Source organism: Rhodopseudomonas boonkerdii (genome assembly GCF_021184025.1).
Lineage (GTDB): Bacteria > Pseudomonadota > Alphaproteobacteria > Rhizobiales > Xanthobacteraceae > Tardiphaga > Tardiphaga boonkerdii.
Genome location: NZ_CP036537.1, coordinates 551,221 through 571,231 on the forward strand (window position 1 = coordinate 551,221; position 20,011 = coordinate 571,231).

A 20,011-nucleotide genomic window follows, 5' to 3' on the forward strand; every position below is an offset into this window, starting at 1 on the left:
AAGCCTGCCCTGAACGGAGTGAACGTCGTTGAAGCGCTTTTCGATCCTCATCGCGATAGCGGTGCTTGCCGCGCTACCGGCGTTGGCCCTGAGAGCGGTCGCTTGGCAGCCTGGCCCGATCGTTGAAACCGCGATCTTCGGCGTCGCGATACTCGCGGCCGGCTTCCTCTTGTCTTGGGGGGCGGAAGCGGCAGAAAGCCATATCGCGCAAGGCCTGATCCTCGCGGCCGTCGCGCTGGTCACGGTGCTTCCGGAATATGCTGTGGACATGTACTACGCGTTTCAGGCCGGGCAGGCCGGTCCGGAGTCTCCGTACGTCCACTACGCAGCCGCCAACATGACCGGTGCGAACCGGCTGCTTGTCGGTGTCGCATGGCCGCTTTTGGCGCTGCTGCACTGGATCAAGGCCCGGCATCGCGCCATCGAACTGACGAACGACAACGCGGTCGAGATCTCCTTCCTTTTGCTCGCCAGCATCTATGCATTCGTCATCCTCGTCAAAGGCAGCATCACGCTTTTCGATTTCGCGATGTTGGTGGCGATCTATGGGGGATATGTCTGGCGGGTCCGCAACGTCCTGAAGAGCGAAACTACAGACGAAGACGAAGAGCCCGGGCCTGCCGCTGCCCTGAATGAACTGCCCGTTCGGCTCCAATGGATGGTTATGGCGGGGCTCGGGCTCGTTGCCTGCGCAATCATCCTGCGCAGCGCAGAACCCTTCGCGGAAGCGATGGTCGATGCAGGCCGCGCCCTCGGCATCAACGAATTCCTGCTGATCCAGTGGTTGGCGCCACTCGCGAGCGAAGCACCCGCGGTATCTGTCGCCATCCTGTTCGTTCTGAAGGGTCGGGCGTCTGGTGGCCTGGTCACCATGATCAGCGACAAGATCAATCAGTGGACGCTCCTGGTCGGCATGCTGCCACTGGCCGTGAGCATCGGCGCGGGCAGTGCAAGCCCGCTGGCGTTGGATGCGCGCCAGATCGAGGAGTTTTTTCTGACCGCGTCGCAATCCCTGTTCGGCGTCGCGCTGCTGATGCGGCTTCGCTTCAGTCTCCTATCGGCAGGGGCACTGGCGTCGCTTTTTGCGGTACAGGTGGGTTTGGCGTACTACTTCAAGGACGATGAACCGCGTCTGATTGCCACTCTGACCGGCTTGGCGTGGATCTACCTGGCGCTTGCCGCCATCCTCTTCATGCGAAACCGCCGCCGACTGCTGGGGATTATTCGATTTACCGTCCGGCCGTCTGCCGCGTCGGCCAGTTCGATCAGTCGGTCCGGCCCCGCGTGAGCGCGACGTCGCAAAACCAAACCATGCAACAACGAAAAACGTATCTCAAGCAAATGCCTTGGCGCTTGGAGACCGTCGTCATTTCCGAGAAAAGGTCGATCCCGCGGATGAGGGTGCTCAGGTCCGGAACGATTTCCTTCGGCCGAAGCGCGATCGGCGGCATCGTCCGAAATCTGGTAGCTTTCGGCATAGTGGAAGTGGGGAGTTCGGTCGGTATTTCACATCGCTTCGACGGAAAGGGCGAGGCCGCGCCGAGGCATACAGAAGGGAGCGCCTGATGAGACGGCCTCGAGGAATTTCCATGACGCGTGTACTTCTGGTGCTTTGTTCATTGTTCGCATCCGGGCAGTCGATCGCCCGCGGCAGCATGGCGACGGAAAGGCCGTGGGCATCCGAGCACGTCGAGGGGCTTCCGGCCGACATACGCAGGGAAGTCGTTGCGCGCGGGCGCGCGTGCGGCAACGCTGCGGCCGCGGCCCATTACTTTTCGGTATCGATCGAAGCCGGTGGCCGGCGCTTCGTGTCGTTGCATTTCGAGGATTTGGCGTGCACGAACCGGGCGGCGGTGTGCGACGGCGGCGGCTGCCTTCACGAAATCTATCTGGAATCCGGCGGCCGCCATCGGCTCGTTTTCAGCGTGCGCACGCGCGACGTGAGGTTGAGGAAGGAAGGCGGCGTCGCCGGCATCGAAGTGGACTACGGTACAACGCACAAGATATTCAGATGGAACGGAGCGCGTTTCGTGTCGGTATCGGCAGGGTTGTTGGCAAAGTAGGCAGCGAGCATCGAAACGGCGTGAGGTGCCTTGTTCTGGACCGTCACGTGAGGCTTCCATTTTTGGCCGTCCTACCGCGACAACTCGCCGCCGACCGCTTCTGCAACTTCGACCCGCAACCTTTCCAAATCGGGTGATCTGACGTTGATTGCCACGCCGGCTCCCAGAAACCGGACCTCGTCGAATTCGAGCTCTATCGCTTCGTGCGTAAGCTCCATGGCGCATAGGCATCTGACCTGCTGCGCCGAAAGGCGGTGAAACATCGTGAGGTGAGCAGACAACACGTTGCGCTCCGGCGGAAAGCGAAGCCTGCGCAGGCCGTCGAGCCAGGCGAAACTGTCGCCGTCCATCTCGGCGGTCACGATGTATGTCGTGTCGTCCATCTCCGCAGCCGCTTCGACGGCTCGCCAATCAATGAAGACGGTCCAGTCGGCGGCGACCTCATACATACCGACGCCCATCGGGGAACCGGAAATTCTCTCGGTTCTGACTGTGTGCTGCGGAATGTCCTGCGCCGAGGCGATGGCGGGCGACACCACAGCAAAGGCGACGGTCCATAGTATTCGCATGGTTTCGCTCCCTCGAAGGTGGTTGGCCGTACGCGGCCGACGGGTTCGACGATCGGTTTGGCCGCTACATGGCCACATCGCTTCTAGAATACCAATCCATCCACCGTCGTGTACCGCACGTCGGTCACTTCCTGCATCGACCAGCCCGTGTACGCAAGCACGCATGGATCGGCATCGCCCACAAAGCCGTCTCGGTTGAGGATGACGATATTGCGGTTGTCATCAGCCTTGTCGCGCTGCATGGACGAGCGATAGATGATCGCGTCGCAGCCGAAGTACGACTTGAGATATTCGGCCACTATCTGCGTCGCGATGTATTCACGCTGGCGTTCATGGGGACGGACCGGTCTGCTGATTTCCGCCTGCAACTGGGTGATGAAATCGTATCGGCTGTGCTTCACGAAATGGCGACGGTCCGTCGCTCGTTGATCGAAGACGGTGAAGTCGAAGACCTTCAGCGGTGCCCGGGTCCGGAACGTGCCGATCGCGATGGAATCACCGATGCTGGGTCGCAGTTCGCCTACGACCGTGGCCTTCGAAAATGCGGCGTAGAACACCGGAATGAACTCGACGTTCATTCTGCCGCCCTGGGTCCGTTCGGACGGCGGTGGGCCCAACTTGGCCGCGCCGTTCGCGTTCAGGACCGCTTCCGTCAGATCGTCGCGCATCAAGCGGGCGCGGTAGAGCGTTTGGGGGGCTGCGAGATCGTACAGCGGCTTCACCGGCCCTTCTCCATACTCGGCGGGTTCGCCGAAAAGCTCGTCCAGCTTCTGTTTGATTCCGAAGAAGCGCGAGGAGAACTGAACCCGTTTGCAGAAGTCCTCCCATTCGAACGCGTATCTGTTCGCAAACCAGTATTCGTCCTGGTCGGCCTTCTCGCGCGCCCGAGCGGCCTCTATGGGTTCGAAATTGTGCGCGTCCGTGTAATAGGCCTCGTCGCCGTCGGCGATATCCCTGTCCGAGACGTCGGGGAGAGCGTCCATCACCGCACGGACGACGTCGTCGGAGGCGCCGAGTTCGTCCGAAAATATTTCTTCGAAAGGCTGCCCCTCGGTCCCATGGTAGACGCGATCGCTATCGGGGTTCCCATCCACCTCGATCGTCTCGCCGCCCGGTTGATAGTTCTCCTGAAACCACCGATCGGCCTCTTCCGCCAACTGGTCGACGGTGACGAATGCGACAGCAACATGTTCCGGGTCGAAGTCGCAGTCGTCCTCTGTCCCGGTCTGCTCAAGCCAAGTTCGCAACGTGCCGTCCGAAAGACAATCCGCGCAAATTTTCCGATCGTCCGCCATCTCGCGTTACTGGTCCCCTGCCACTTGGTCGAGCTTCTTACCGCGGGCGACGATTTTGAGCGAGCCGTCGGAAAGCTTCCGCTGCAGGTTTTTGGCTTCGTTCCAAGGCGCGTTCATCCAGACGTCGACTTCCTCGGTCGTCGTCATAATAGCCGGCGTCGCCTTCGGATGGACCGCGAAGACTTCGGCATTCGCATCCGTAGTGAGGAAGGCGAACAGGTCGTTGGTCGTCTCGCCTTCCTTGATGATCCGGACCGACGTCCAATTGGTCCAGAGGCCAGCGAAGCAGGCGAGAGGGCGGCTTTCGTCGAGCGCAAACCAGATGTCGCCGCCCGCGTCCTTATTGAATTCGCTGAACGAGGAGAACGGCACGACGCAGCGGTGCTCGAGACCGGTCCAGCGCGTCCAGTGTTTGCTTTCGAGCCTGCGGATGTTGGTAGTGCCCTTGTCGGGCTCCTTCCGGAGCAGTTCCTTGAAATCGACCGGCTTTCCTTTGGCTTCCAGTTTCTCGGCCCGCGTCTTCGCCCTCTTGAAGATCGCCTGCGAAGACGACGGCATGCCCCACCGCAGCATCGCGAGTTCACGGCCACCCTCCGCATTCCGGACGACGGGCGCCATCCTGTCCGGAAAGATGCCCGGCATCGGAGGCAGGTTGCCGGTGCGGTCGAACATCGCGGCGGTCATCTCCCGGATGGCCTGCTGCCCTTTGGTCATCGAATAGAGGTTGCACACCTGCGGTATCCTTTGGCCGTCGATCGGACCTGAAAAATTCAGGTCAGCGCAATTCGCCAGCGGATTCAATCGAATGATCGAAAACAGCTATTTGAGGTCGTGACCACCCCGTTGACTCTCGCAGACCTGTAAGAACATATCATGAACACTTATTCCAGATGCGGGTTGAAGGTGAATGAAGGGATCCGCTGCGGAAATTCTCGATGACCTGCGTGCGCAGGTTGGACGGCTGGAAAGCCAGCCGACGCGCGAGCGACCGACGTTGCCTTTCGGCGTGCGAGCGATCGACGATCGGCTGCCCGGCGGCGGCTTGGCGATGGGGGCGCTGCACGAAGTCGCCGGCGGTGGAAACAGCGCCGTGGATGGCGCCGCGGCGGCGCTGTTCGCCGCCGGCATCGCGGCCCGGACGGCGGGTCAGGTGCTCTGGTGCGTGACCCGGCAGGACCTGTTCGCGGCGGCGCTTGCTCAGGCGGGCCTGGCGGCGGACCGGGTGATCTACGTCGAGACCGGCGACGAGAAGGCGCTGCTGGCGAGCTTCGAGGAGGGGGCGCGGCACGGCGGACTCGGCGCGGTGGTCGCGGAAGTCTCGCGCCTGTCGATGACATCGTCGCGGCGTCTGCATCTGGCTGCGGAGGCATCGGGAACGATGGCGATCGCGGTCAGACGCTGGAGACGTCAGACCGAAGCCGCGGACTTCGGGCAACCGACGGCATCAGTGACCCGGTGGCGGGTATCCGCGCTGCCATCGGAGGCGTTGCCGGTTCCCGGTGTCGGGCGCGCCCGATGGCTGCTCGAACTGATCCGATGCCGCGCCGGAGAGAGTGCGGATTTCGTCGTGGAAGCCTGTAATGCCGAGGGTCGTCTCCATATTCCTGCCGACCTGGCCCATCGATCGCATGATGCGCGCGATGGGCGCCGCCGCGCCTGATGGCACCAGGCCGCTCGTCCTCGTCGGCCAGCACGGCCGCCGGCGCATCGTGACCGCAGCCAACATCGTGGCCGCCGAACTCGGGCTCCGGTCGGGCATGCCGGCCACGAAGGCGCAGGCCATGGTGCCGGACCTGATCGTGCAGCACGCCGATCCGGAAGCCGACGCCAAGGCGCTCGATCGACTTGCGGTCTGGGCGCTGCGCTATTCGCCGGTGGTGGCGGCGGATGCGCCGGATGGCATCGTGATGGACACTGCCGGCGCTGATCATCTGCACGGCGGTGAAGTGGCCATGGCCGCTGACGTCGGCAGGCGACTTCGCCAAGCAGGCATCTCTGCCAAAGTCGCTATCTCGGACGCTTGGGGCGCTTCGCATGCTCTGGCACGCTTCTCAGCCGACGAGAGCGTGGTCTCGCCACGAGGTGCCACGAGAGAAGGGGTCGAGCGGCTCTCGATTGCAGCGCTGCGGCTGCCGGCGGACATCGTCCATGACCTGCGCAAGCTGGGCTTCGAGAGGATATGGGCCTTGCTGGAGACACCGAGGGCGCCGCTCGCGCTGCGCTTCGGACCGCTGGTCGGCCGCCGGCTCGACCAGGCCGTCGGGCAGGCCTCGGAGCCCATCGATCCGATCCGGCCGGCGGAGATGATCGAGGTAGGGCGCACCTTCGTCGAGCCGATCGGCGCGGCGGAGACCATCGCGCGCTACATCGGAAAGCTGGTGGTCACGCTGTGCGCCGAACTCGAAGAGCGGGGGCTCGGCGCGCTCCGGGTCGATCTCGTCTGCCATCTCGTCGACAACCGGATCCAGGTGGCGCGCGTCGGCACGGCTGTGCCGATCCGCGACGCGAAGCGCCTGACGCGTCTGTTGTGCGGCAAGATCGAGACGATCGACCCGGGATTCGGCATCGAGGTGCTGCGCGTCGCCGCCACGCTGGTGCAGCCGTTCGCGACCGTGCAGACGATGTCGTCGCTGATCGATGCGGCGCCCGCCGACGTGACGGGGCTCGTCGACATACTCGCCAACCGGTTGGGCGTGTCCTCGCTTTACCGGATGGCGCCGGCGCAGAGCGACGTTCCGGAACGATCCTTCGTCCGGGTCGGGGCGACCGCCCCGAACTCGGAGACGGTCTGGCCGATCGAGTGGCCGAGACCGTCCCGGTTGCTCGCTTCGCCGGAGCCGATCGAGACGGTCGCCTTGCTGCCGGATCACCCGCCGGTGAATTTCACGTGGCGCGGCGTGCGCAGGCGGGTGAAGCGCGCCGACGGACCCGAGCGGGTCTTCGGCGAGTGGTGGAAGCGCGACGCCGAGCTCGTCGCCGTCCGCGATTACTTCCGGGTCGAGGACGAGGCCGGTGAACGCTTCTGGATCTTCCGCGCCGGCGACGGCGAGGATGCCGCGACCGGGTCCCACCGATGGTACCTGCATGGCATCTTCGGATGAGTGCGCGCTACGCCGAACTTCAGTGCACGTCGCACTTCAGCTTCCTCCGCGGGGCGAGCTCTGCGGACGAACTGTTCGCGACGGCGGCGTTGCTCGGCATCGAGGCGCTGGCGGTGGTCGACCGCAACAGCGTCGCCGGCATCGTGCGGGCGCTTGAGGCTGCAAAGGTCACCGGCGTCCGACTGATCGTCGGTTGCCGTCTCGATCTGGCCGACGGCATGTCGCTTCTGGTCTACCCGACCGATCGGCCGGCATATTCGAGGCTCTGCCGCCTGCTGTCGGTCGGCAAGAAACGCGGCGGCAAGGCGAAGTGCATCCTCGATTGGGCCGACGTCGTCGATTGGAACGAGGGCCTGGTCGCGGTGCTCGTTCCGGACCAGGCGGACGACGTCTGCCTGCTGCGGCTGCGGAAGCTGCGCGACGTGTTCGGAGACCGCGCCTACGTCGCGCTGACGCTGCGGCGCCGGCCCAACGACCAGATGCGTCTCCACGAACTCTCGAACCTCGCGCACCGGTTCGGCGTGCCGGCGGTGGTCACCAACGACGTGCTCTTCCACGAACCCGCGCGCCGCATCCTCCAGGACGTGGTGACCTGCATCCGGCACAACGTCACGATCGACCAGGCCGGCTTCCGTCGCGAGCGGCATGCCGACCGCTATCTCAAGCCGCCCGAGGAAATGGCGCGGCTGTTCCCGCGCCATCCGGAGGCGGTCGCCCGGACCATGGAAATCGCCGACCGCTGTCAGTTCAGCCTCGACGAACTCGCCTACCAGTACCCGGAAGAGCGGACCATGCCCGGCCTGACGCCGCAGCAGGCGCTGGAGAAACTGACCTGGGAGGGCGCCGAGCAGCGCTATCCGGAAGGCGTCCCGGACGACGTGGTGCCGAAGCTGCGGCATGAGCTCCGGCTGATTGAGCGGCTGCAGTACGCGCCGTACTTCCTGACCGTGAACGCGATCGTCCGCTTCGCGCGCAGCCGGGACATCCTGTGCCAGGGGCGCGGGTCCGCCGCCAACTCGGCCGTATGTTTCGTGCTCGGCATCACCTCGATCGACCCCGGCCGCAACGACCTGCTGTTCGAGCGCTTCGTGTCGGAGGAACGCCGCGAACCGCCGGACATCGACGTCGATTTCGAGCATGAACGCCGCGAGATCGTGATGCAGTGGGTCTTTGATACGTATGGCCGCAACCACGCCGCGCTATGCTCCACCGTGATCCGGTACCGGGCCAAGGGCGCGCTGCGCGACGTCGGCAAGGCCCTGGGTCTGACCGAGGACCTCATCAAGATGCTGTCGTCGCAGGTTTGGGGCTGGTCGGAGGAGGGCGTCGAGCCCAAGCACGCGGAGGAGCTCAACCTTAACCTGTCGGATCGCCGGCTCCGGCTGGCGTTGGATCTCGCCCGCGAACTGATCGGCACGCCGCGGCACCTGTCGCAGCACCCGGGCGGCTTCGTGCTGACGCACGACCGGCTCGACGAGCTGGTGCCGATCGAGCCCGCTGCGATGGTGGATCGCCAGGTCATCGAATGGGACAAGGATGACATCGATTCCTTGAAGTTCATGAAGGTCGACTGCCTGGCGCTCGGCATGCTCACCTGCATGAAGCGCGCCTTCGATTTCCTGGCAGAGGCCAAGAGCATCGAGCTCGACCTGGCGACGATTCCGGCGGAGGATCCGCGGACCTACGCCATGATCCGGAAGGCGGACACGCTCGGCACCTTCCAGATCGAATCCCGCGCGCAGATGTCGATGCTGCCGCGCATGAAGCCGCGGACCTTCTACGACCTCGTCATCGAGGTCGCCATCGTCCGGCCCGGTCCGATCCAGGGCGACATGGTGCATCCCTATCTGCGCCGGCGCGAAGGCAAGGAAGCCGTCGTCTATCCGAAGCCCGAACTGGAGAAGGTGCTCGGAAAGACCCTAGGCGTCCCGCTGTTCCAGGAGCAGGCGATGCGGGTGGCCATCGAATGCGCGGGCTTCACGCCGGGCGAAGCCGACCAGTTGCGCCGGGCGATGGCCACGTTCAAGTTCACCGGCGGTGTCTCGAAGTTCAAGGACAAGCTCGTCGACGGCATGGTCGAGCGCGGCTACGACAAGGAATTCGCCGAGAAGACCTTCAGCCAGCTCGAAGGATTCGGTAGCTACGGCTTTCCGGAAAGCCACGCGGCGTCCTTCGCGCTGATCGCCTATGCCTCGTCGTGGATGAAATGCCACCATCCCGAGGTGTTCTGCGCCTCGCTGCTGAACGCGCAGCCGATGGGCTTCTACGCGCCGGCGCAGATCGTGCGCGATGCCCGCGACCATGGTGTCGAGATCCGACCGGTCTGCGTCAACGCCTCCCGGTGGGACTGCACCCTCGAGCCTATGGAGGACGAGCGGTTCGCCGTTCGTCTCGGACTGCGGATGGTCCGCGGGCTGCAGAATCGGCAGGCGGCCGACATCGTCGCCGCCCGGGCGGACCAGCCGTTCGCCGGCGTCGACGACCTGTGGCGCCGGGCTGGCGTCTCGGTCTCGTCGCTGGTGATGATCGCGGAGGCCGACGGCATGCGGGAATCCTTCGAGTTGGCCAGGCGCGAAGCTCTTTGGGCGATCAAGGCGCTGCGCGACGAGCCGCTCGAACTGTTCGCTGCGGCGACGGCGCGCGAGCAGCGCACGATCGCCGAGATCAACGAGCCGGAAGTGGCGCTGCGGCCGATGACAGGAGGGAGCGAGGTCGTCGAAGACTATCGCCACGTCGGCCTGACGTTGCGGCACCATCCGCTGACGTTCTTGCGCGAGGACCTGAAGCGCCGGCGCATGGTGACCTGCTTCGAGGCCATGACCGCTCGGGATGGCCGATGGCTCACGATCGCTGGTCTGGTGTTGGTGCGACAGAAACCGAGCTCCGCCAAGGGCGTCATGTTCATCACGATCGAGGACGAGTCCGGCATCGCAAACCTCGTCGTCTGGACGTCGCTGTACGAACGGCAACGACGCGTGATCCTCGGCGCAAGCATGATGGCCGTCCACGGGCGCGTGCAGAGGGAAGGCGAGGTAGTCCACCTGATAGCGAACCAACTGACCGACATGTCGGCCGAACTCGCCGGCGTTGGCGAACGAGATCAAAGCTTCCCGCTGCCGCATGGACGCGGCGACGAATTCCACCACGGAAGTCCTGGAGCCGACCCAAGGGGTTTGCCGCCGAAGGGACTTCGGACGCGTGACATCTACATTCCCGACCTTCACATCGACACCCTCAAGGTGAAGACGCGGGATTTCAGGTGAAGTGATAACGGAACGTTCTCAGCCGCCATACCCAGAAAAATAGGCGAGGCTCAAACTTGGCACTGAGCCAGACGATCAAGCCTACATTCCTAGTGCCTAATTCGGCCAAAATTTGCAGGCGATCGGCGTCTGAATCGATCAGGCCGGACAGAGGCTTACAGCTTCTGTAAACGCGCTTGCGCATTTACCGTCGCTATACTACTTCCCCGAGCATAAGACTTTGTCGCGGCTTGCCGAGCGTCATCGGTTCTGCGGCGCAAAATGCGTCCAAGGAGGAATGATGGCTCTCGACTACAAAAAGCTTCAGTCCGGAATCTCGAGCCTGAAGCAGACCGATCCGCGCAGGATCTTCACAACCCTTAAGCGCGATACCGGCAAATTCAAAAGACCGTCCGACGAACAGGGCGACGTGCTCGACAACTGGTTCGCGAAGCGTGATCGTGCCGACAACACACTGAAAATGAACACTGGTTCGGGAAAGACGGTGGTGGGGCTGCTTTGTCTGCAGAGCAGTCTCAACGAGGGAGTCGCACCTGCGGTCTACGTTGCTCCCGATAACTACCTGGTGAAGCAGGTCGTCGCGGAGGCTGCGGCGCTGGGTATCTCTGTCACCGAAAACGAACATGATCCGGGCTTCATCGCAGGAACGTCCATCCTCGTCATCAACATTAAGAAGCTGGTGAACGGGCGTTCTGTATTTGGCGTCGCCCGCGACGGGGTCAAGATCTCCATCGGAAGTCTGGTCATAGACGACGCCCACGCATGCCTTGCAACCGTAGCGGAACAGTTCAGGATCGGTCTGACGGCAACGCACCCGGCTTATCTTCCACTCCTCGAGTTGTTCCGGCACGATCTGGCGAGTCAGTCGGCATCGGGGTTCCTTGACGTCCAATCTGCTGATCCGCGCATTGCCATGGTGGTGCCGTACTGGGCTTGGAAGGACAAGCAGGCCTCGGTATTGGGGATACTGCACCCCCTCCGACAGGATGACACGCTCCAATGGCCGTGGCGTCTCGTAGAGAACGTGCTTCCGCTATGCCAATGCGCTTTCGGCGGCGGCCGCCTCGAGATCGCCCCCCGGTTCATCCCGATCGACAACATTCCAGCTTTCCGCAACGCCAAGCGGCGCATCTACATGACGGCAACGTTGGCCGACGACGGCATCCTCGTTAGCCATTTCCAGGCCGATCCGAAGGAAGTCGCCGATCCGATCCGCCCGAAGGGCGGTGGCGACATCGGCGACCGTATGATCCTGGCTCCTCAAGAGATAAACCCGCAAATCACCACCGACGAGATCAAAGCGTTAATGGCGCTGGCCGCGCAGCACGTGAACGTCTCGGTGATCGTGCCCTCGCGCGCGCGCGCGGAATATTGGAGGGACATCGCCCAGCAGACGCTTACGGCGGACAACATGGAGGCCGGCACCGACCGCCTGCGCGCCGGTCATGTCGGCTTGACGGTCTTCGTAAACAAGTACGACGGCGTCGATCTGCCGGGTAAGGCATGCGAGATTATGGTGATCGACGGCCTTCCTGAAGTCTACGGTTTGCTCGAACGCATCGAGCAGGAAGCCATCGACGGGACCCGGCGGCAACTGCTGCGCCAAGTCCAGCGGATCGAGCAGGGCATGGGTCGTGGCGTCCGGTCCAGTCAGGATCACTGCGTCGTGGTGCTTGTCGGATCTAGATTGACATCGCGCCTGCACAATCAGGATGCGCGCGCCATGTTCTCGCCGGCGACGAGGGCGCAACTGGACCTCGGTCGCGAAGTGACGTCGCAGTTGAAAGGGCAACCGATCGGCGAGATTGCCAAGGTCATGGGCGACTGCTTGAACGCCCGAGACGACTGGCTCGATCTGAGCCGATCAGCTGTCGTGAACGCGGACCCTGGAAAGCCAAGCAACGTCGAGGAATCCGTCGTCGCGTTGCGGAGCGCCTTTGATTCCGCCCGACTGGGCCGTTTCGACCTGGCGGAGAAAGCCGTACAATCCGTCATCGACAAGACCGCCGAGAAGAACAATCGCGGCTATCTGATGCAGCAGCGCGCGGAATATCTGCATCATCTGGACCCGGTGAGAGCTCAGGAAACCCAACTCGCTGCCGTCCAGGCGAACATGGCCATGGTCCGCCCGATCAAGGGGATCGGATATAGGAAGCTCGACGTCCCTAAGGACGGGCAAGCTGCCGCCGCAGTCGCGTTCATGCAAAGGTTCTTGGAGAAAAACGAGCTCGTCATTTGGGTGAACGCGCTGAAGGAAGCGCTTGCTTGGGGCGAAGAGAACAGCGGCAGGTTCGAAATAGCGATGCGTGACCTCGGGCTTTTCCTAGGCTTCGGATCGCAGCAGCCCGAAAAGGAGGTCGGAAAGGGGCCGGACAATCTGTGGGCAGTCGGCGGGCTTAAGTATTTCGTCATCGAGTGCAAAAGCGGGGCGACGCAGGCGCCCGCCATCAGCAAGCACGATTGCAATCAACTGACCGGCTCGATGACCTGGTTCTCGGCACAATATGACAACACGTGCTCGGCGACGCCGGTCATGGTGCATCCGCGGACGAACCATGAGTTCGCCGCGACGCTGCACCCCGACACCCGGATCATCGAGCGCGACCGGCTCGCCAGACTGCTTGGCGCGTTGACGGACTATGCGGCTGCTCTAGGTCAGAACAACGGTTTCGCCGATGCCAAGACCGTCGCGACGCAACAGCACCATTTCGGCCTGACACCCAGCGAGTTTTTGGCTCGATATACCGTGAAGCCTTTGAAATAGGCGGATGCCGCGCGACTGCGGATATATCGGTGCTCAACTGACCTTCCGAAGATACTGCAAGGCCGGAAGGCCGGAGATTTTGTCCGTGATCGCCTTCGGCGGAAAGCGTTGCTGCCGAAACGCGTTGGGAGGCGACGTTGTCTGCGCCGACTATCGCCTCAAGTTGGGACGCCCGTCACATGTAGAAGCTGTATCGCGCTGCGATCTCCTGTCCCTCGGGCACGTATTTCAACACGTCACCTACGTGCTTGGCGGCGGCGATCGTGATCGGCATGCCGTTGTCGAACTGTGTGTTATTCCAGTTCATCTTCGTGAGCGCTAGTGTCTCTTCCGCCACGTGCTGCAGCGGCTGCCCCTGGACCTGACATCGCAACTGCAGAGGACGCGGCACGTACATGCCGGGATAGGTGCGGAAAAAATCGACACTGCCACGGGTGTAGAGAAGCGCCTGGTCCTTGTCGAAGCGCAACAACGTCCCCCGCAGCGGCGGGTAGACGCCAAGCCGGTACAGCCGGGTCATCGACTTCTGGATCCAGACGAAATCGGCGTAATCGATGTCGCGTTCGTCGATGGCCGTGTGAAAGCCGTCCAGTTCGTTGCGGTCGAACTTCGAAGTCTTGTGCAGGACCACGCGGGCAGGCCAATGTCCGTGTTGATCCCGAAACACCTTCAGCGAGCCCTTGAGCAGTTCGTAGGCATCGATGGCGGTCAGATGCGGTCGGCGATCTTCTTCGCTTTCGACCATGCGGCCGCCCCGCAGGATCAGTCCTTCGCCACGTTCGTCGAACATCTGAGCGGTGCTGGTGTGCACCTGCTCCCCGTCCACCGAACGATAAAAGCTCAGCCCGACGAAGGATGTCCGGAGCTGACGCGCGTCGCGCGCTAGGCGCCAGGGCAGACCGCCGGCTTTGTAATAGGTTGCCGTCAGCAGATTCCATGCGATCGTCGCCGGGTCTTGGGTCCGGCGTTCGCTGGTCTCCTTCAGCTTGCGTGGGATCCGAGCCGTCGGGTCGTATGTCGTCGGCCAAAGAAGCTGGATTGGCAACCTCAACCGCATGCAAGACGCCTTCAGCATCCCGCGGAAGTCGAGCGCGGGACCGGCCTCGACTTCATCGTCCTCTTCTCCGCCGCTCGCGTCGCGGGCGTTGTAGGTCCGCTCTATGATCTCGACCGGCAACGCGATCAGAACCACATCCGGTTTCACCGTCTGCTCGGCCAATGCCGCTATCTCGTTGGTGATGGTCTCCACGATCTGCTTCGTCACTTCCCGTTGGCCCGCTACCGCGACGAGACGCGCGATCTCGCGTGTCGGCAGGACTCTCTGGATCTCGTCGGACGTGACAAACTCGCATCTGAACGTGGTTTCGAAATCGACCCCCGGAAACGGAGGAAAGAGGTTTGGTTGTCGGCTCTGTTTGGCGGCGAAACCCTTCGTGCACTTTTCGATCCAGCGAGCTGTGCCTTCGACGGTCTCGGCACTGCCGATAACGCCCAGCTTGATGCGCTTGGGCGCGCTCTCCATTCCCAAATCCAGCGGGCCGTAGTCCATGATGCCGAACCGGATGTCGGTATGGCGAAAAGCGTGTGCAAACTCCAGGTCCGGTTCTGTCAGATGGGTCAATCTCAAGTGACGTTCTCGACCGTTTCGCCGGCAAGGGCGTATTCGAACAACGGAGACGAGGGATCGATCTCCTGTGACTTCCAGAGATCGTCCGGAACGCCGACGTCGAGCTCGAGCGGGTCGACCGCGCTGAACGACAGGAACGGGTACGTTTTCGTCAGAAGGTCCTCTGCACCGTGCGTCGTCAGGAAGTCCCGCCACATCACGAACTGACCCATAACAGCCGCGTTGTTCTCGATTTCTTTAATCTTTTTCAAGCGCTCGCCGGCGTAGCCATCCGCATCCTGTCCGTTGTGCGTGAAGTGGTAGGTCGGCGTGATTTCGACATACCACTTGCCGGCGAGTCGAACGAAGCGGTAGAGGAAAGCCGAGTGCCGCCAATAGGCGAATTTCTTCGGGTCACTTTTCTTCTTGCCGTACGGCCCGACCACGCGTCGGGTGGTGGTGTTCTGCAGGCTTCGATAGGCGTAATTCAGACTGTCCCTCGCGTTCGGCTTGCGGAAGAAGAACACGCCGCTGTCTCGGTCTCTGTACAGTTCTGGCCTGACGAACTCTCCGATCGCCCTGTTGAGGAGGGCCACGAAGTCTCTTTGCCGATCCTCGTCGTCACTATTCGCCCATTCCGTCGTGTCGAATTCTTCCATCGCCTCCCAGTCGCAGAGCTTTTTCCAGGGAAACTCGTCCAAGGGATGAAAAGAGAGTACCGACTTCGACCGGACGATCCATTCTCCGCGGGAGGGCTTCACGATCTCGCCAAGCGCCCCGCCGAACGATTTGTCCGTTCCGTGAGATGTCGGCGCCCAGAACAGCCGTGGTGCGAACCGGATCTCCAGCAGGTTCACCAGGATCTGCTCGCTTTTCTTGACGGTCGGGCCCGTCGCGCCGGGACGGACGGCAGTCGCGACCGAGATCAAGGCTGCCTTGGCCTCTCGCGTCAGTTCGTCTTTCGCCTTGTCGAAGACGACCTTGCGTGACTTGCGTCGTTCTGGATCCGCGAACCACTCCTTGAGCGACTTCCAGTAGGCCTTCCGCGACTTCAGAGCCACGACTATCAGAAGGACTGGAGCCGTACCTTTGGTCCAGTATTCGATATCGGCGTCAACGCACGGGAATTCGAACGCTTGCTCGGTCTCGCCTTGGAGGCGTTCGCGCTCGGTCGCTTTGCCCTGGACCTGCAGAAGCAGGTTGCCGACCTCGCCCGTCTCGGCATCTCGCAGTTCAACGAAGCCATCGATGCCCGCCTCGACGCCGCCTGTCGGATAGAACATGAACCCCATCGAGAGAACGATGCCCTCGATAATGGACATCCCCTGCTGTCCAATAACGTCGCTTTTCCCGATCTTCTTCATGGCCTTATCCTGGCGCGGGATGTGATTCCTGTCCATCGTCGAAGCCGGTTGTGCCCGCTTGTCGTCCGTTGGCGATTGACAAGTCTCGCGTCTTGCGCGGGGCGGTCCGCCCCAATTTCGCCGCCCGCCCGCCTGCCCCCGGCGAGCCGGGCTCCGAGACCCCGTGCTGACGCGCCGGCGCCAGACGTGTGCTTCCAGAAAATCTAAAATCGCCCCACAAGTTTCAAGGATTCGATCGATGCTGACGAATCCTTGAAAAATCGATTTCAAACGAGTCCTTGAGAAATTTCCAAGGATTCATTCTTCAAGGATTCGAAATTCGAGGACTGGATTATTTTCGAATCCTTGAAAAATCGCATATTCAATTTCGAAGGACTCGTTTGCCAGATTTGAAAGACGGCGCCGGGGTCCGTACGGCCGGCGGCGGCCCACGCCGGTGTGGCCGGGGCCGAGCGCCAACGTGCCCACGGACTGCCCGACTGAGACGGCAAATCGGACCAATTCTGCCGGCAGCTGCTGCGGCGGCTCCGACAGGGTCTCGGCCGCCGTCATCAGCAGGATCAGGACCCCCACGCGCTGAATCAGTCTCGACGGTGGCCCGGCGTCCACCAGCTCGGCCATCCGCCTCATGGGTTCGCTATCGGCTCGGTGGCTTCACGTGGCTGAGGTGCGCCGGGATGTCGGTGGGCGGCCGCCGTCGACGCGTCCGATCGCTCGATCAAGGTTGAGGTGTTTGAGTGTTGAAAAATCCACGAGTGGTGGTACACAGCGGTGGTCACAAAACTTCACCGGTCGTTTTGGAAATGCCCTATTTTACGGGTTTTTGCGGGTGACGGCGGCCACTGGCGGGGAGTCCCCCCCTCTCCGCCACTACGCCGCGGCCTAAAACAACCCTGTGTAGTCAATGACTTAGGCAGGCGCTAAGGCGCGGTGTCCCCCACTGTGCACCCCAATGTGTCCCCCACTTTATCGTCCTGAACGCCTCGCCGCTCTGTCCAGCCAAGCGCCGATCTCCCGTGAACCGTTTGAGGCCATGTAGTCGTACTCGTCTGCGCCATCTGACAGTGCCACGAGGGTGCCGACTTCCAACTCCGCGATCCAGCGGGGGCGTGGGACATGCAACGTGTAGTCCCCGTACCGCCGCCATTCCCATTTGACGCCCCCGAAGCCATCCCCGAACGGCAGAAGCTCATAGAGGTAGTACCGAGCAGGCATGCCCGGCTGCGGCACAGGTCTGCCAATAGCCATGTAGTCCAGCGGGTTAGGGCCTCGCGTGTGGGGCGTTAGCGTGTGATGGTGTTTGATGCTGTTTAAGTGGACCGCGAGAAGGCCGCGTTTGTCGATGATTGATCTCGCGATCTCGTACCTGACCCACCGTCGCGACCACGTCTCCGATCCGACCAGAACACAAACAGCCGAGGTGCTGCTGACGCCGTAGCGTATGAGGTTCTTGATCGTCGTCTCGTCCTTGATCTTTCTCTTCTCCCACAGGCTGCTATCGAAGAAGCTCCGCATGGTGGCACTGTCGCGATGGGCGATCTTCCATGCGTTACGCACTACGTTGACGCGCATGGCGTCGTCGTAATGGAATGAGAAGAACGCCTTCCGCTTAATGGCAGGCTGAACCGGCGGTGGTGGCGGTGCGGGGCGAACCGGCGGGGCAATCAAGCTATCAAGAAGCCCTCCACCAAAAGACGGGGGCGGAGCGACCAGATCGGCCAGTAGTCCCCCTCCGAACTTGGGCGAGGCTGGTGGCCCTTTCAGCAGATCAGCAAGGGCATTCCGAGGCGATACAGGCACCGCGTGGGCTTTCGGCTGGGACATGAGCGCGTCCACGATGGCCCGCATCGCAGGGCTAAGTGGTGGTGAAGGAGGTGGCGGCGATGGAGTGTAAGGCTCAACCGGCAGTGCGCCGCCAAGTCCGAAAAGTGCGCCGAAGCGGTTCTCGAAGGGATCATTTGCCATAAGCGTATCTCGCTCCGATCACTGCTATGATGACGCCCACGGCCAGCGGGCCGTAGAAGTTGACAATCGACCAGCTACCCAGCGCCCGCCAGTACGGGACTTTGGGGGCAACTTTTAGGTTGATCTCGAACGAGGGCGCTGCATCCCAAGGCTGCTGCCTGATCTCGTCGAATAACGCCCTGAACCTGCGTTCAACGCGGAGATACTGGGCGTCCAGAAGTGCGAAAGTGATTAGGGGAAGCAACGCGAGGGCGGCAACTGCAGGACGCTGTAGCGTGAAAGAGAAGCCGAGGACTGCCGTCACAACTGTGATACAGTAGCTCTTAATCGACACGCCGTAGCCCGCCATGCGGGTCACGAGGCTCTGCAGCATCTCCAGATACTTCAAGCGCAAGTCAGCGGTCTTCTCAGGTGTCAGCATAGCTCCTCACAACCTGACATGCACTTAATGTCGATTGGAACCTGTACAAGGGCCGACGTTGGGGGGGACTACAAAAACACTGATCAGGAGATGCAGGCCCTCATGTCCCTCTCGCGACCACGCGAAGCACCTGCAGTGCCGTCCACTTGGTCCCCCCGCGAGCAGTCGGGATGCCACGCTCGGTCAATACTCGTGCCATCGCACTGGCTGAGGTGATGCCCTCAGACCTGAGCTTCGACAACACCGGTGCAAGGTCGATGGCTCGCTGCTTCGCTCTGTCAGCCTGTGCGGCGCGTCCTGCAGCCTGCGACTGCTTGGACAGCTTGATCCCCCGGTGACCACCGAGACGCGTGCCACGGGCCTTCGCTGCGGCGAGAGCGGCCTTCGTGCGCGACGAGATCAGACCGGCTTCCAGTTCTGCCACGGACGCCATCTGCTGCAGCATGAAGCGACCGGTCGGCCCCTCGATAGACGGTAGATCGGCGAACCGGACATCAACGCCAGCTTCGAGCAGCCTCGACAGGAAGGCCACCGAGCGCGTGAGACGGTCCACCTTGGCGACAACGAGCGGGCCCTGATGAACACGAGCCGCTGCAAGGGCTTCTTCGAGTGCCGGGCGATCACTGCGCCGTCCGCTCTCGACCTCGGTGAACTCCGCGACGATCTTCCATGATCCGCCGTTTAGGTAGCTCTCGACTGCGGCCCGCTGCGCCTCCAGCCCGAGACCAGATGCGCCCTGCTTGCGCGTGGACACCCGATAGTAGGCGACGAACTTCTTCACGGTCATGGTGGCAGCCCTTACATCTCACTCAACGTGCGTTGACACAGATGTAACGGGCTTGTCGGCCGAGGGCAAGAAGCAAGCAAGGTGTCATCTCCAGCGAACACGAAAGCTGGCGCTGCGTATTGGCGCGACGGGTGCCGAGGGGGATCGCTCGCTGGCCTTCCCCTTCAAAATGCCCTCTCAGATTTGTCACCAAACATTCGCGAGATGACGGGCCACCTCACGGCAGGGAGCTTAGGTGCAACTGAGGGGCCACTGTGATGATCACCCACTCGATCAGCCCATCCTAACGGTCCCCATCATAGGGTTCTCCTTAGGGTCTTGGATCGACACATGGCACCCTAAGTCCAACAGCCCCCAACCCGCCGTTCAACCATAGTCGGCCTAAGTGGCCTGTTAAGTGAACGGAGGGAGGGGGTAGGGCTAGACGGGCAACCTATTTCAGCAGAGGTTGTGGCGGGGTCTGCCAGACAACTCCGGGATTGTCATCAGAGGATCAGGGGTTGGCCGGGTAGAACTCACGCAGCAGCCAGACGGGGAAGGCAGGCACATCGCCCCGCCGATACGCGATGCCCTGTCGTTCACATGCGGCGATCAGGTGCGCTGCATCTTCACTGAAGGTGGCCCGAGGGTCTTCCAGAAGGTCGATAGGTTCGCCGAACTCGACCCAGTAGTCCGCGACAGAGAGCAGTCTCAGTGGATCGTGAGCGGCCTTCAGCGCGACGGTGAGGGCTTCAGCGGACAGGCGATGATGGTGGTGGTGATGCACAATGGTCCCCTTGATGATGGTTGCCATTCGTAGACACTCTACGTTTG

Annotated in this window: 16 protein-coding genes; 6 read left to right on the top strand and 10 right to left on the bottom strand. The window is 62.3% G+C overall.

Annotation, left to right across the window (positions count from 1 at the left end):
• Positions 1 to 28 precede the first annotated feature (28 nt).
• Positions 29 to 1,288 (top strand): sodium:proton exchanger, encoded by a 1,260-nt coding sequence (locus E0H22_RS02610; protein WP_233024205.1) that lies wholly within the window; start codon positions 29 to 31, stop codon positions 1,286 to 1,288.
• A 301-nt stretch (positions 1,289 to 1,589) separates the two neighbouring features.
• Positions 1,590 to 2,063 carry a hypothetical protein gene (locus E0H22_RS02615; protein ID WP_233024206.1) on the top strand — a complete coding sequence of 158 codons (474 nt, stop codon included), beginning with the start codon at positions 1,590 to 1,592 and terminating at the stop codon, positions 2,061 to 2,063.
• Positions 2,064 to 2,134: 71 nt separating this feature from the next.
• Here E0H22_RS02615 and E0H22_RS02620 read toward each other — a convergent pair whose 3' ends face one another.
• The 3 genes from E0H22_RS02620 to E0H22_RS02630 all read right to left on the bottom strand — a co-directional run bounded on the left by E0H22_RS02620 (position 2,135) and on the right by E0H22_RS02630 (position 4,659).
• Positions 2,135 to 2,602, bottom strand: coding sequence for a 2'-5' RNA ligase family protein (locus E0H22_RS02620; protein WP_233024207.1), 468 nt, complete (start codon positions 2,600 to 2,602; stop codon positions 2,135 to 2,137).
• Between the two features lie 113 nt (positions 2,603 to 2,715).
• On the bottom strand, positions 2,716 to 3,927 hold the full coding sequence (locus E0H22_RS02625; RefSeq protein ID WP_233024208.1) for an RES family NAD+ phosphorylase: 1,212 nt from the start codon (positions 3,925 to 3,927) through the stop codon (positions 2,716 to 2,718).
• A gap of 6 nt (positions 3,928 to 3,933) precedes the next feature.
• Positions 3,934 to 4,659 carry an SOS response-associated peptidase gene (locus E0H22_RS02630; RefSeq protein WP_233024209.1) on the bottom strand — a complete coding sequence of 242 codons (726 nt, stop codon included), beginning with the start codon at positions 4,657 to 4,659 and terminating at the stop codon, positions 3,934 to 3,936.
• A gap of 175 nt (positions 4,660 to 4,834) precedes the next feature.
• Between E0H22_RS02630 and E0H22_RS02635 the strand changes: the two genes are divergently transcribed.
• The 4 genes from E0H22_RS02635 (at position 4,835) to E0H22_RS02650 (ending at position 13,055) form a co-directional block, all read left to right on the top strand.
• A complete protein-coding gene (locus E0H22_RS02635) occupies positions 4,835 to 5,587 on the top strand; it encodes an ImuA family protein (protein ID WP_233024210.1) in 753 nt (250 codons plus the stop codon).
• A complete protein-coding gene (locus E0H22_RS02640) occupies positions 5,508 to 7,028 on the top strand; it encodes a Y-family DNA polymerase (RefSeq protein WP_233024211.1) in 1,521 nt (506 codons plus the stop codon). Before E0H22_RS02635 ends, E0H22_RS02640 begins: the two co-directional genes overlap by 80 nt.
• Positions 7,025 to 10,291: an error-prone DNA polymerase gene (locus E0H22_RS02645; protein WP_233024212.1), complete on the top strand. Its 3,267-nt coding sequence runs from the start codon at positions 7,025 to 7,027 to the stop codon at positions 10,289 to 10,291. The genes E0H22_RS02640 and E0H22_RS02645 overlap by 4 nt, the downstream gene beginning before the upstream one ends.
• 280 nt (positions 10,292 to 10,571) lie before the next feature.
• Positions 10,572 to 13,055: a DEAD/DEAH box helicase family protein gene (locus tag E0H22_RS02650; protein WP_233024213.1), complete on the top strand. Its 2,484-nt coding sequence runs from the start codon at positions 10,572 to 10,574 to the stop codon at positions 13,053 to 13,055.
• Positions 13,056 to 13,230: 175 nt separating this feature from the next.
• On the opposite strand, the gene E0H22_RS02655 is transcribed toward E0H22_RS02650, so the two are convergent.
• The 7 genes from E0H22_RS02655 to E0H22_RS02685 all read right to left on the bottom strand — a co-directional run bounded on the left by E0H22_RS02655 (position 13,231) and on the right by E0H22_RS02685 (position 19,991).
• Complete coding sequence (locus E0H22_RS02655) at positions 13,231 to 14,676, bottom strand: argonaute/piwi family protein (RefSeq protein ID WP_233024214.1); 1,446 nt, start codon at positions 14,674 to 14,676, stop codon at positions 13,231 to 13,233.
• Positions 14,677 to 14,678: 2 nt separating this feature from the next.
• Positions 14,679 to 16,025: a DUF4365 domain-containing protein gene (locus E0H22_RS02660; protein WP_233024215.1), complete on the bottom strand. Its 1,347-nt coding sequence runs from the start codon at positions 16,023 to 16,025 to the stop codon at positions 14,679 to 14,681.
• Between the two features lie 297 nt (positions 16,026 to 16,322).
• Entirely contained in the window at positions 16,323 to 16,646 is a 324-nt protein-coding gene (locus E0H22_RS02665) for a hypothetical protein (RefSeq protein WP_233024216.1), read from the bottom strand.
• A 345-nt stretch (positions 16,647 to 16,991) separates the two neighbouring features.
• Entirely contained in the window at positions 16,992 to 17,990 is a 999-nt protein-coding gene (locus E0H22_RS02670; RefSeq protein WP_233024217.1) for a TIR domain-containing protein, read from the bottom strand.
• Complete coding sequence (locus E0H22_RS02675; protein WP_233024218.1) at positions 17,980 to 18,411, bottom strand: hypothetical protein; 432 nt, start codon at positions 18,409 to 18,411, stop codon at positions 17,980 to 17,982. Before E0H22_RS02675 ends, E0H22_RS02670 begins: the two co-directional genes overlap by 11 nt.
• 100 nt (positions 18,412 to 18,511) lie before the next feature.
• Positions 18,512 to 19,198 (bottom strand): recombinase family protein, encoded by a 687-nt coding sequence (locus tag E0H22_RS02680; protein ID WP_233024219.1) that lies wholly within the window; start codon positions 19,196 to 19,198, stop codon positions 18,512 to 18,514.
• Positions 19,199 to 19,691: 493 nt separating this feature from the next.
• A complete protein-coding gene (locus E0H22_RS02685; RefSeq protein WP_233024220.1) occupies positions 19,692 to 19,991 on the bottom strand; it encodes a hypothetical protein in 300 nt (99 codons plus the stop codon).
• Positions 19,992 to 20,011 lie beyond the last annotated feature (20 nt).